Here is a 12,293-nt window from a genome sequence, read left to right on the forward strand (position 1 = left end):
CCGGGGCCTTTTCTCTCGTTAGAGTCAGGTCGGACGAATGCACGAGCACCGAAAGAAGGCCATGGACGGGCAAGCGAAACAGCTGGCCGAGTTGCTCGATCGAACTGCGGCAGTGGCGCAGACGGTCGGTCGCTCCGATCTGGTGTCGAGAATGGAACTCGCGAAGGAACGGGTACTCGACCCGAGGAGACGCATCGTCGTCGTCGGGCCGCTGAAACAGGGAAAAAGCCAGTTCGTCAACTCGCTGCTGAACCTAGAGGTCTGTTCTGTCGGCGACGACGAGACGACGGCCATACCGACCGTCGTGCAGAACTCCGAGCGTTCCTATGCCGAACTGGTGCTTGCCGATCCAGGTAACGACGCCGTGCGCGTCGAGGTTCCGTTGGACGAGCTGCAGAACATCACCCCGGCCAGTCCGCGAGCCGAGGGACGCGAAGTGCTCAGGCTCGAAGTGAACGTTCCGAGTCCGCTCCTCGCCGACGGACTGGTCCTGGTGGACACGCCCGGTGTCGGCGGCCACGGAAACCCGCATGCGGCAGGAACTCTCGGCCTCATACCGTCCGCAGACGCAGTGCTCGTCGTGTCCGACGCCAGCCGCGAGTTCACCGAACCCGAAATCGCCTTCCTCCGTCAGGTACTCGGCCTGTGCCCGTCGGTCGCAGTGCTGATCACCAAGACCGACCTGTACCCCCACTGGCGTTCGATCGTGGACGCCAACCGCGCACACCTGCAGCGCGAAGGCCTGGACGTGCCGATGATCTCGCTGTCCTCCCTGCTCCGCTCGCACGCACTGCGACTCAGCGACGAGGAACTGAACGTCGAATCAGGATTCCCCGACCTCTACGCGTTCCTCCGGGACAACGTGGTCGCGCGCGCCGACGCCACCACACGAACGGCGGTATCGCTCGACATCCGTTCCGTCGCAGAACACCTGACACTCGCCATGGGAAGCGAACTCGCCGCTCTTCGTGACCCGGAACGAGCCGCTGCAGCAGTGGCCGGTCTGCAACGAGCCAAGTCCGCCGCCGAGGACCTGCACAAGAAGACGTCCCAATGGCAACAGACCCTCGCCGACGGCATCGCCGACCTGGCGTCGGACATCGATCATGATCTTCGGGACCGGCTGCGCAGAGTGACCCGCGAAGCGGAGGAGACCGTGGACGAGGGCGATCCCGGTTCCGATTGGGCCGAGCTGGGTGATTGGCTGGAGGAACAGATCGCGGCATCGGTGGGCGACAATTTCGTGTGGGCGCACGAGCGTGCGCTGTGGTTGGCCGAACTCGTCGCCGAGCACTTCGCCGCCGCAGGGGCGGTGGCGCTTCCCGATCTCGATCTCGGTGATCTCGACGACGTGCTCGATCCCGTTGCGTCGCTTGCAGACCTGGAGACGGGCAAGATCGGCATCACCCAGAAGGTGCTCGTCGGAATGCGCGGTTCCTACGGCGGCGTGCTGATGTTCGGACTGATCACCACCTTCGTCGGGCTGAGTCTGCTCAACCCCATCTCGATCGGCGCGGGTGTCCTCCTCGGAACCAAGGCGTACAAGGAGGACAAAGAGAATCGCGTTCGGACCAGGCGCTCCGAGGCCAAGATGGCGATCAGGCGGTTCACCGACGACGTGAGCTTCCAGGTGGGCAAGGAATCGAAGGATCGGCTTCGACAGATCCAGCGTGTTCTGCGCGATCACTTCACGTCGATCGCGGAGCAGACGCTGCGGTCGCTGAACGATTCTTTGCGCGCAGCGCAGGAAGCCGCCAACGTCGAACAGGCCGAACGAGGCACGCGCACAGCACAGTTGGATCGTGAGATGAAAGTGGTCGCCGAGTTGAGCGAGCGGGCGGCTGCGTTGGTTCCGAGTGAGACGTCACAGTGACGACGCTGGCCGATGCTCGTGCTCTGATCACCGCGGCTCGAAGCGCGTACTCCATCGACACCTACGGTGCCGCGACGTTGACCGCGTGCTTGGAGCGGTTGGATCAGCCGCTGCGGGTGGCGCTGGCGGGGTCACTGAAGGCGGGCAAGTCCACTCTGCTCAATTCGCTTGTCGGCCAGGACATCGCGCCGACAGACGCGACCGAGTGCACCAAGGTCGTGACGTGGTACCGCAGCGGCGCGACCCCGAGCGTCACGGCCTGGTACGACGGCGACCGATCCGCTCACGTTCCGGTGCAGCGTCGCAGTGGGCGTTTGACGTTCGATCTGGGCGAACTGACGGCGACTCAGGTCGACCGACTCGACGTCGAATGGCCCGCGCGGGCGTTGACGCACACCACCATCATCGACACCCCCGGTACCTCGTCGTTGTCTCGGGACGTGTCGGCGCGGACCCTGTCGATGCTGACGCCGGAGAACGCGTCGTCCGGGGCGGATGCCGTCGTGTATCTGCTGCGGACCCTCAACGCGACGGACGTGTCGTTTCTCGGTCAGATCGGCGCGCACGTCGGCGGCGAATCGGGGCCTCTCGGCGTCGTCGGCGTCGTGTCGCGCGCCGACGAGGTCGGTGCGGGCCGGATGGACGCGATGATGTCGGCCAAGGAAGTGGCGGCCAGGTTCGCCTCGGAACTGGAGGCGACCGGACTGTGCCAGGCCGTCGTGCCCGTCGCCGGCTTGCTCGCATTGGCCGCGAAAACGTTGCGGCAGGCGGAGTTCGCTGCCTTCGAGGTCCTCGCACAGGTGCCCGACGAGGACCTGCAGTTGGCGATGTTGTCCGCCGACAGGTTCTCGCGGCCCGGGCTGTTGCCGGTCGACGCGGACCTGCGTGCGTCGATCGTCGACCGGTTCGGCCTCTTCGGAATCCGCATGGCCGTCACGCTCGTCAAGCTCGGTGTACGAGATTCGCCCACGCTCGCCGCGGAACTCGTCGAACGCAGTGGGCTCGACGAGCTCAGGTCCGTCATCGACGTCCAGTTCGGCCAGCGTGCGGATCAACTGAAACTGCATTCTGCGTTGGTGACGTTGCAGCGGACGTTGGAAGCTCGGCCCATTGCCGAGTCTGTACAGTTCCGTGCCGAAGCCGGGCGAATGCTCGCCGACGTTCACGGTTTCCAGGAGCTGCGGTTGCTGGGCAAGATGCGCGGAACCACGCCCACGCTGCCGGAACCCGAACTCGCCGAATTGCAAAGGCTCATCGGCGGATTCGGCATCGACTCCTGGGTGCGGCTCGGCCTCGACCCGGATTCCGGGCAGGCGGAACGCTACGATCGCGCGCGTGCCGCCGCCCAGAAGTGGCGCAGACTAGCCGACCATCCGCTTCTCGATCAGTTCACCGCGAGGGCGTGCGGAGTCGCCGCTCGCAGTGCGGAGGGCATTGCGGCTACGGCGTAGGTGTGTACAGCTGCTCGGCGAGGTCCAGGCTCCACAGCGCGGTGATCGGGCCGCCGTCGTTGGTGAACTTGTCGGTACGCACGACCCGGTTCGACTGCACGGCAGGAAGGCCGGTCCACAGCGGATTGGAGTTGAGGGCACGCAGCTCCTCCTCCGAGGTGATCGCAGCGACGAGCGCCTGCGCATCGGAGATCTCCGAGAGATTCTCCGGTCCGAGATCCAGCTCGGGCGTCGCCCGGTCCCATGCGCTGCTGAAGTTCGCACCGATGTCGATCAATGCCGCCGCCGACACGCGCTCACGACCGATCGAAATTCCGCTTCCGTCGGACGTCGTGATCGGCAGAACCTCGGTGTTCGCGATGGCGTCGGCGTGGTCGGTCTTGATCTGCTCGACGCGGGCGTCGTACTCGTCGACGATCTCGGCGGCGCGGTCCTGCATGTTCAAGGCCTCGCCGACGGCTTCGACGTCCTGCTGCCAGGTGATGCCGGTGCCGTTCGAACCGACGGGCAGCACTGGCGCGACGGCGCTGAGCTGGTCGTAGATCTCCTCGATCACTTCGTTGCGGCCGATGATCAGGTCGGGGTCGACGCGGGCGATCGATTCGACGTCGATGACGTTGCGTGGGAACAGCTCGGGCACCCCGGCGTCGCGCAGGCTCTTCATCGGTTCGGTGAGCGGGCCGGGGATTTCCGGTGGAGCTTCGGTCTCGACAGGCATACCGATCACCGGCAGGTCGAACGCGATGGCGATGTCCAGGTCGCGCCTGCCGTCGATGACGACGACGGACTCGATCGTGTCCGGAACGGCGACGGTACCGAACTCGGTGACGACGTCATGGGTGCCGGACGCGGACGGCGTCGACTCGTCGGTGGAGCTACACGAGGCGGCCAGCACGATCAGCGCGAGTGCGGCGGAAGCGCGGAGGAGTGGTGTTTTCACCTGGCAAGTAAAGCAAGCCTAAGCATGTATACAACAATCGGGCGGCGAAGATCACTTACCGGAGAGGCCACTCCCCGCCGCCACCGCGGCAATACCCGCACACCCCGCCCCGACAAGAGGAGCCCACTGAAGCGCCCCCGCCGCCACCGACCCGGCGTCGGACATGAAGGACCAGAACAGCACGAACGCGCCCGTCGCAGCCAACCCTGCAACGAGCAGTACGACGCCTGACAGGGAGCGGAGCCCGCTCAGTGCCCCATGGGATCGTGACCTTCCGGATGCCGCGAGGCTCAAACCGAGTGCCGCGACGATCAGCAGCACGGCGCCCACCGCGGCGCTTCCGAGTAGCGTCACGGTCACCGTGTCCGAGATCTCCGACGCGGTGGCGCCGGAACCGTCGTCCGACACTGCGGTTTCCAGGGCAGATCGCACCGCGTCGTAGTTCAAGGCGACGACCGCTGCCAGCGCCAGCGCGACGACAGTCACGGCGGCCCAAGCGCCGAGGGCCATCCGGAAGGCAACGCTCGGCCCCCTCGGGTCCCTCGTTCCCCCCGACTCCTGGCGCGGGCGGAGCGGCTGCACGGCGAACTCGGGGCGCTCCGGCTGCGGGCGGAGTTCTCGGCGGGTGTTCTCCGGTTCGGTCACGGGTGCAGATCCTATCCGTCGACGTGCCGGAGCCTCTGCACTAGCGCAGGATCACCGGGATTCCTTGGTACGGACCCAGTGTCAACGGGAAACTGTTCAACTCGTCGACGACGCCGATGTCCGAATCGTCGAACATGTCGTACACCCCGGCACCCGCGGTGAGATGCTTCGACTGGATGGTCGCGGCCACCTCGTCGGACGTGAAGTTGATGACGGTTGCCTGGATGGTGCCCTGACCCAGTTCGTGAACCAGCACCAGCAGGCCCTTGTGGGACACCGTCGGCACATCCAGCTGCTGGGCGGTGGCGATTCCGTACCTGTTGCGCAACTCGATGATCCGAGCGAGCCTGCGGGCGAAGGACGATGGGTCCTTCAGCTGCTCGGGCAGCGATCCGTAGAGGCTGCGGCCTCGGGGAATGCCGGATTCGGAGCGCACCGCATCCGGGTAGCTGTCCATCAGGTCGTGCGCGCCACGGTTGATCCACCGCGTGTCGCCCTCGCGGATGAGATCGGCCACGTCGTCGGCGTCGATGGGCAGGATGCCCAGCAGATCCCAGCCCGACAGTGCGAACACACCAGGCTGCAACGCGTTGTACATCGCGAGCATCAAGTGCGCGGTCTTCACCGTCTCGATGTCGGACTCGTCCATGCGATCGAGATCACGAATGCCGAGCGAGGCCGTGATGACACTGGCTGTGGTGCAGGCGATTCCGTTGGTGGTGAACGTGCGGTTGTACGGCGCCCAGCGGCCGGTCAGGCGATCGGTCAGGTCTGCACGAATCTGATCACCGAGGTCGGACCCCTTCACCACTTCACCACAGTATTCGAACTCGTCCTCGGCGTGCAGCGTGGCGAAGTGGATGAGCTCGAAGGTCAGCTCGTCGTGATTCTGCAATGCGTGCACGAGCGAGGCCGGGTCGACGCCGTGATCGCGCGCCAACGTCATTGTCAGACGCAGGAATTCGGTGTTCCCCATGACCAAGGCGTGGTGGTAGGCGGGCCGGTTGATGAAGTCGTACGACAGATCGGCGCCGTTGGTGCCCATGGCCTTGATGTCGTCGATCGTCAGATTCAGCTCCTGGAAGGTGAACCCTCCCATCTTGCGCACGACACTGGCGATCAGATGGTTCGCGGCCTCGGACAGGGGGTGCCCCTCGGACCAGCCAGGACCCTCGGCGCGGCGTTCGACACCCAGGAATCCGTTGGCGTCCAACCGAAGTGCACCCGCACCGAGATCGGCGATCGAATGGCACGCGTCGCCGATCACCAGGCGCATCCCCGCGAAAGACGGGTCCAGCCAGTTGATCGACGGTTGTCCCGCCTTGAAGTAATGCAGGTAGACCCAACGTCGCTCGACGCCGTCGACACCCACGACGGGCGCGGTTGCACTCCAGTTGGTTTCCTTGACGCCGAGTTCGTAGAAGATCACCCGCTGCAACTGGCCGATGATGTAGCCGGCGCGCGCGAGGTTGGCCTCGGCTTCCGCGTCGATGTTCTGGGAATCCGCCCCTGCGCGTACGCGGGGGAGCAGATGCCAGTCCTGCGGCTCGATCTCGACCATGTGGTAGATGCCCGGGTAATCCGCTACGGCCATCTCTGCGAGCCTGAAATCCGCGCCCTTGCCGGTGTGGCCGGGCACGATGTCGTCGATGACTGTTCCGTCGTACGCGGCCGCGACGACGCACAGGCGTCGGAACTCGTCCTCGGAGCCGAACGCCGGGTCGATCTGCATGCCGATGCGATCGAAGTGACCATCGACAGAGGGTGTCGGCCGCCAACCGTGAATGCCGCCCGCGACCTTGACCGGACCGGTGTGGACCGCAGTGATCCCGATGTCGGAGAACGCCTGCCACAGAGCCTCGTCGCCGAGGGTGCTGAGAAAGCTGGTGCGTGGCGCGTTGATCACGGAGATCGGGTACGCGGTGAACCAGACGGGTGCGCGCTCGACGGCGCCGCGCGGATTGGGGTCCGCATACGGGTTCTGCCACATGCTGCCCTTGCCGGAGAGTTGCTCGGCGATGAGTTTTGCGTCGCGCAGCATGGACTGCTCGGTCAGCCATTCGACGTATTCGGGGTTGTCGGCAGCAGGTTCGCCGTCCTGCGGCGTCGAACCGTTTCGGTTCGCTCGACGTACGGAGGGGCGTAGCGGCTTCGGTCTGGCCGGATAGAACTTCTCGTCGTAGGTGATCTCGCTCGGTTCGTGCTGCACTTCGGGATCCATGTGCCTCCGTAGCCTCGCTTTCTTCCAAACCCTACGTACCCGGCGCTGCTTCTGCAGAGTTCCCCGCATGCCCTGAAAATCGGGGGTCGAAACCGAATTACATGCGTGTAAGCCGAGACAACCGGTGTATCGGACCGTGTCCGTATCGAGACTGCCTGGTATGGAAAGTCCGCTTGTAATAGGTAATAGTTGAACGCAACAACAGCCACTTCAGTCACAGGAGTCACACATGCGTCGCATTGCCCGCACCACAGTCTTGGCCTCGACGGCCGTGTTCGCCGCCGCCGTCGGTGCGGTCGCCCTGGCGCCCATCGCGTCGGCCGAGCCCGAGCCGACGGCCCCCGAATTCGGATCCTCGGTCGCGGAATCGACCGACCTGGTCGTCACGCTCGGAACCACCTGTGTCGACAAGACCGCCGACAAGCCCGAGGACGGCAAGGTCGTCGCCCTCGAGGTGACGGTGAAGAACGTCGGCGAGAGCGATGCGGCGAACGTCTCGGTGAACTACGGAGCTATCCCGGCCCCCGCCGGCGCCGTCACCGAGGACAAGATCGTGAAGGGCGAGGACGCCACGATCACCGTCCCCAGTGGGGACGCGGCGTGGGTCTCCCGCCCCGCCGGAGCCGTGGCCTTCTCTCCCCAGCTCGACGCCAACTACGTGGACAACGTCAAGGTCGAGTTCCTGACCCTCGACTGCTCCCCGGCCGAACCCGTCGAGGACGGCGAGTAGAAGCTCTGCTCCCAGCCCGCACACCAGAGGGCGCACCGACTACGCACGACGAACTACGCCGCGACGAGCATCTGCCGTCGCGGCGTAGTGCTGTCCCCGCTCACATGAGAGCGCGGAGCGACCGGCCGGGAACAAATCTTCAACTGCCTCCGTTGGAGCTTTCGTAGCCTTGAGTGGATGGGGCTCAAGTCCGGTTTGACAGAAGTTGAAAACGTCTTGCAGACTTGAGTGCAGTTCGCTCAGCTAGGAACCAATCAAGCAACAAACAGGAGGAAACACTATGGCTCGTGCGGTCGGTATCGACCTCGGGACCACCAACTCGGTCGTGTCCGTCCTCGAGGGCGGCGAGCCGGTTGTGGTCGCCAACTCCGAGGGATCACGCACCACCCCGTCGATCGTCGCTTTCGCCAAGAACGGTGAAGTGCTGGTCGGCCAGCCCGCGAAGAACCAGGCGGTTACCAACGTCGACCGCACGATTCGCTCCGTCAAGCGCCACATCGGCACGGACTGGACCGTCTCGATCGACGACAAGAAGTACACCTCGCAGGAGATCTCCGCGCGTACGCTGCAGAAGCTGAAGCGCGACGCCGAGGCTTACCTGGGCGAGGAAATCACCGACGCGGTCATCACCGTTCCGGCCTACTTCGAGGACGCACAGCGCCAGGCGACCAAGGAAGCCGGCCAGATTGCAGGCCTCAACGTCCTGCGCATCGTCAACGAGCCCACCGCGGCTGCGCTGGCATACGGCCTGGACAAGGGCGACAGCGAGCAGACCATTCTGGTCTTCGACCTCGGTGGCGGCACCTTCGACGTCTCCCTGCTGGAAATCGGCGACGGCGTCGTCGAGGTCCGTGCGACGTCCGGTGACAACCACCTCGGTGGCGACGACTGGGACGAGCGCATCGTGACCTGGCTCGTGGACAAGTTCAAGGCTCAGAACGGCATCGATCTGACCAAGGACAAGATGGCCCTGCAGCGTCTGCGCGAGGCTGCGGAGAAGGCGAAGATCGAACTGTCCTCCGGGCAGAGCACCTCGATCAACCTCCCGTACATCACGGTCGACGGCGACAAGAACCCGCTGTTCCTCGACGAGCAGCTCAGCCGCTCCGAGTTCCAGAAGATCACCTCCGACCTGCTCGACCGCACCCGTGCGCCGTTCCAGGCAGTGGTCAAGGACTCCGGCATCGCCGTCAAGGACATCGACCACGTCGTGCTCGTCGGCGGTTCGACGCGTATGCCTGCCGTCTCCGAGCTGGTCAAGGAACTCTCCGGTGGACGCGAGCCCAACAAGGGCGTCAACCCGGACGAGGTCGTGGCCGTCGGTGCTGCACTGCAGGCCGGTGTGCTCAAGGGTGAGGTCAAGGACGTTCTGCTCCTCGACGTCACGCCGCTGTCCCTCGGCATCGAGACCAAGGGTGGCGTGATGACCAAGCTCATCGAGCGCAACACCACAATCCCGACGAAGCGGTCCGAGACCTTCACCACGGCTGACGACAATCAGCCTTCGGTGCAGATCCAGGTCTTCCAGGGTGAGCGCGAGATCGCCTCGCACAACAAGCTCCTCGGCTCCTTCGAGCTGACCGAGCTGCCCCCGGCTCCTCGCGGCGTCCCGCAGATCGAGGTCACCTTCGACATCGACGCCAACGGCATCGTGCACGTCACGGCCAAGGACAAGGGCACCGGCAAGGAAAACACGATCAAGATCCAGGACGGCTCCGGCCTGTCCAAGGAAGAGATCGACCGCATGGTCGCCGACGCGGAAGCTCACGCGGACGAGGACAAGGCTCGTCGCGAAGAGGCCGAGGTCCGCAACCAGGCCGAGTCGCTCGTTCACCAGACGGAGAAGTTCGTCAAGGACAACGAGGACAAGGTCGACGCAGAGCTCAAGGGACGCGTCGAGACGGCTATCGAAGAGGCCAAGTCGGCTCTCGCAGGCAGCGACATCTCGGCAGTCAAGGCCGCCGTGGAGAAGCTGTCCACCGAGTCACAGGCTCTCGGCACCGCCATCTACGAGGCTCAGGCCAAGGAGCAGGGCGGCGCAGAAGGCGGAGCTCAGGCTGCTGACGACGGTGTCGTCGACGCAGAAGTTGTCGACGAGCCCGCCGACGACGCGGAGAAGAAGTGAGCTCGCGCGACAGCGATCACGATCTGCAGCACACCGAGCAGGAACCGGTCACTTTCGTGGACAAGCGAAAGATCGATCCCGAGACCGGTGAGCCTCGGGAGGGTGACGCAGTACCGGAGCCCCTCGCGGGCACCGGCACTGCGCCCCAGCCCGACTCGGTGGACGACGAGGGCATCGAAGCAGAGGTGGTCGTCGACCCGCGCGATACGCAGGTCTCCGAACTCACTGCAGATCTGCAGCGAGTGTCGGCGGAGTACGCCAACTACCGGCGTCGGACCGACCGGGAGAAGCAGACGGGCGCGGAGAACGCCAAGGCGTCCGTCGTGTCCCAGCTTCTTCCCGTCCTCGACGATCTCGAGCGTGCGCGTCAGCACGGTGATCTCGAGACCGGGCCGCTGAAGTCGGTGGCGGACAAGTTGGCAGGAGTGTTCGCCAACATCGGTCTGACCACGTTCGGCGCCGAGGGCGACGCGTTCGACCCGGCGATCCACGAGGCCGTCTCGCACGAGGGCGACGGAAGCAATCCCGTCGTCGGAACCCTGATGCGTCCGGGTTACAAGCTCGGCGAGCGGGTTCTGCGGACAGCCATGGTCGGCGTCGTCGACGATGCTGGACAGCACTCGGATGCGCCTGCATCCGACGAGCAGTAAAAAAGAGATAGCGCGGAAGGAGGAAACGCCCGGTGAGCCAGCGGGAGTGGATCGAGAAGGACTTCTACAAGGAGCTGGGCGTTTCCTCCAGCGCATCTGCAGAAGAGATCAAGAAGGCGTACCGCAAGTTGGCGCGGGACAATCACCCCGACGCCAACCCCGGAAACGCCAAGGCCGAGGAGAAGTTCAAGGCCGTCAGTGAGGCCAATGCGGTCCTGACGGACCCGGCCAAACGCAAGGAGTACGACGAGGCCAGGCGGCTGTTCGCGTCGGGCGGCTTCGGTCGCCAGGGCGCCGGCGGATTCAATCCTGGTGCAGGCGGATTCGGCGGCGGTGGGCAAACGTTCGACGTCGGCGACATCTTCGGTCAAGGTGGCGGCGACGGCGGTATCGGCGACCTGTTCGGTGGCCTGTTCAACCGCGGCGGCACTCAGCAGCGCACCGCGAGCAGTCGTCCGCGACGCGGAAGCGACGTCGAGACCGAGACCACTCTCGGTTTCCGTGAAGCCACGCAAGGTGTGACGGTTCCGCTACGTCTGACCAGTCCGTCGTCCTGCACCACCTGCCACGGCAGCGGTGCCAAGCCCGGAACCAGTCCGCGGGTGTGCCCCAAGTGCAATGGCGCGGGCGTGATCAACCGCAACCAGGGAGCGTTCGGGTTCAGCGAGCCGTGCGACGACTGCCGCGGAACCGGTTCGATCATCGACGACCCGTGCGCCGACTGCCGCGGAACCGGCGTACAGAACCGCACCCGCACGATCACCGTGCGCGTGCCACCGGGCGTGTCCGACGGCCAGAAGATCCGTCTCGCAGGCCAAGGTGAAGCCGGACTCCGCGGAGCTCCGTCGGGTGACCTGTTCGTCACGGTGCGCGTGCGCGCGGACAAGGTGTTCGGACGAGACGGCGACAATCTGACGGTCACCGTCCCGGTCAGCTACGGCGAGTTGGTACTCGGAACCACGCTGTCGGTTCCCACGCTCGACGGCCGCGTCGGAGTGAAGGTGCCGCCGGGAACTGTCGACGGTCGGGTGCTGCGCGTCCGCGGACGCGGTGTTCCGAAGAAGACAGGAACTCCCGGTGACCTGATGGTCACGGTCAAGGTCGCGGTCCCGCAGAAGCTCGACGACCCGGCCACCGAAGCATTGCACGCTTATCTGGAAGCCGAGAAGGCCAGCGGATTCGACCCGCGGGCCGGGTGGGCAGGTGCGTAATGACTGTTCCTCCTGGCGGGGGTTCGGGCCAGGGTAATTCTGGCCATTCCGCAGGCTCCACTCCCGGTGACCCCGACGCTCAGGTCTTCGTCATCTCGGTGGCGGCCCAGCTCGCGGGAATGCACGCACAGACGCTGCGCACCTACGACCGCCTGGGTCTGGTCACCCCGCACCGGACCACCGGCGGTGGGCGTCGGTATTCGCCGCGTGACGTCGCGTTGCTCCGCGAGGTGCAGCGACTGTCGCAGGACGAAGGCGTCAACCTGGCCGGTATCAAGCGCATCATCGAGCTGACCAATCAGGTCGAGGCTCTGCAGGCTCGGGTGTCCGAGCTGGCGCAGGAACTGGCGAACGTCCACGCGAGCTACCGCCGCGACCTGGTACCGGTTCAGCGGAACGCCCTCGTCGTCTGGAAACCGCGCAACCAGCGCTGACAACCGACCCACG

Annotated in this window: 10 protein-coding genes; 7 read left to right on the forward strand and 3 right to left on the reverse strand. The window is 65.3% G+C overall.

Features of this window, described 5'->3' with window-relative positions; all coding sequences use genetic code 11:
- The first annotated feature begins 61 nt into the window (after positions 1 to 61).
- Complete coding sequence (locus ACFULT_RS04980) at positions 62 to 1,873, forward strand: dynamin family protein (protein WP_378480912.1); 1,812 nt, start codon at positions 62 to 64, stop codon at positions 1,871 to 1,873.
- Positions 1,870 to 3,324, forward strand: coding sequence for a dynamin family protein (locus ACFULT_RS04985; protein ID WP_378480817.1), 1,455 nt, complete (start codon positions 1,870 to 1,872; stop codon positions 3,322 to 3,324). Before ACFULT_RS04980 ends, ACFULT_RS04985 begins: the two co-directional genes overlap by 4 nt.
- Here the strand turns inward: ACFULT_RS04985 and ACFULT_RS04990 are convergent.
- The 3 genes from ACFULT_RS04990 to treS are packed head-to-tail and all read right to left on the reverse strand — an operon-like array spanning position 3,314 to position 7,130.
- Positions 3,314 to 4,264, reverse strand: a complete 951-nt coding sequence (locus ACFULT_RS04990) for an ABC transporter substrate-binding protein (protein ID WP_378480818.1) — start codon at positions 4,262 to 4,264, stop codon at positions 3,314 to 3,316. The two genes, ACFULT_RS04985 and ACFULT_RS04990, sit on opposite strands and share 11 nt — an antisense overlap.
- Before the next feature lie 51 nt (positions 4,265 to 4,315).
- Entirely contained in the window at positions 4,316 to 4,909 is a 594-nt protein-coding gene (locus tag ACFULT_RS04995) for a hypothetical protein (protein WP_378480819.1), read from the reverse strand.
- 40 nt (positions 4,910 to 4,949) lie between these two features.
- The gene (treS, locus tag ACFULT_RS05000) at positions 4,950 to 7,130 is read right to left on the reverse strand and encodes a maltose alpha-D-glucosyltransferase (protein ID WP_037104392.1); all 2,181 of its coding nucleotides are present in this window, start codon (positions 7,128 to 7,130) and stop codon (positions 4,950 to 4,952) included.
- A 229-nt stretch (positions 7,131 to 7,359) separates the two neighbouring features.
- On the opposite strand from treS, the gene ACFULT_RS05005 reads away from it, so the two are divergent.
- The 5 genes from ACFULT_RS05005 to ACFULT_RS05025 all read left to right on the forward strand — a co-directional run bounded on the left by ACFULT_RS05005 (position 7,360) and on the right by ACFULT_RS05025 (position 12,280).
- Positions 7,360 to 7,860, forward strand: a complete 501-nt coding sequence (locus ACFULT_RS05005; protein WP_378480820.1) for a Pro-kumamolisin, activation domain family protein — start codon at positions 7,360 to 7,362, stop codon at positions 7,858 to 7,860.
- Between the two features lie 280 nt (positions 7,861 to 8,140).
- Positions 8,141 to 9,985 (forward strand): molecular chaperone DnaK, encoded by a 1,845-nt coding sequence (gene dnaK / locus ACFULT_RS05010; protein WP_037104397.1) that lies wholly within the window; start codon positions 8,141 to 8,143, stop codon positions 9,983 to 9,985.
- Positions 9,982 to 10,635 (forward strand): nucleotide exchange factor GrpE, encoded by a 654-nt coding sequence (gene grpE / locus ACFULT_RS05015; RefSeq protein WP_094719695.1) that lies wholly within the window; start codon positions 9,982 to 9,984, stop codon positions 10,633 to 10,635. Before dnaK ends, grpE begins: the two co-directional genes overlap by 4 nt.
- A gap of 32 nt (positions 10,636 to 10,667) precedes the next feature.
- Entirely contained in the window at positions 10,668 to 11,846 is a 1,179-nt protein-coding gene (gene dnaJ, locus ACFULT_RS05020) for a molecular chaperone DnaJ (protein WP_378480821.1), read from the forward strand.
- Positions 11,846 to 12,280, forward strand: coding sequence for a heat shock protein transcriptional repressor HspR (locus tag ACFULT_RS05025; RefSeq protein WP_080732826.1), 435 nt, complete (start codon positions 11,846 to 11,848; stop codon positions 12,278 to 12,280). Before dnaJ ends, ACFULT_RS05025 begins: the two co-directional genes overlap by 1 nt.
- The last annotated feature ends 13 nt before the right edge of the window (positions 12,281 to 12,293 follow it).

The organism is Rhodococcus sp. NPDC057297, assembly GCF_042667435.1.
In the GTDB taxonomy this organism is placed as follows: domain Bacteria; phylum Actinomycetota; class Actinomycetes; order Mycobacteriales; family Mycobacteriaceae; genus Rhodococcoides.

What these genes read in the sequence shown, in the direction of transcription:
- treS (WP_037104392.1), bottom strand. Translation starts at nt 7,130, where the DNA reads ATGGATCCCGAAGTGCAGCACGAACCGAGCGAGATCACCTACGACGAG.
- ACFULT_RS04980 (WP_378480912.1), top strand. Translation starts at nt 62, where the DNA reads ATGGACGGGCAAGCGAAACAGCTGGCCGAGTTGCTCGATCGAACTGCG.
- ACFULT_RS05005 (WP_378480820.1), top strand. Translation starts at nt 7,360, where the DNA reads ATGCGTCGCATTGCCCGCACCACAGTCTTGGCCTCGACGGCCGTGTTC.
- dnaK (WP_037104397.1), top strand. Translation starts at nt 8,141, where the DNA reads ATGGCTCGTGCGGTCGGTATCGACCTCGGGACCACCAACTCGGTCGTG.
- ACFULT_RS05025 (WP_080732826.1), top strand. Translation starts at nt 11,846, where the DNA reads ATGACTGTTCCTCCTGGCGGGGGTTCGGGCCAGGGTAATTCTGGCCAT.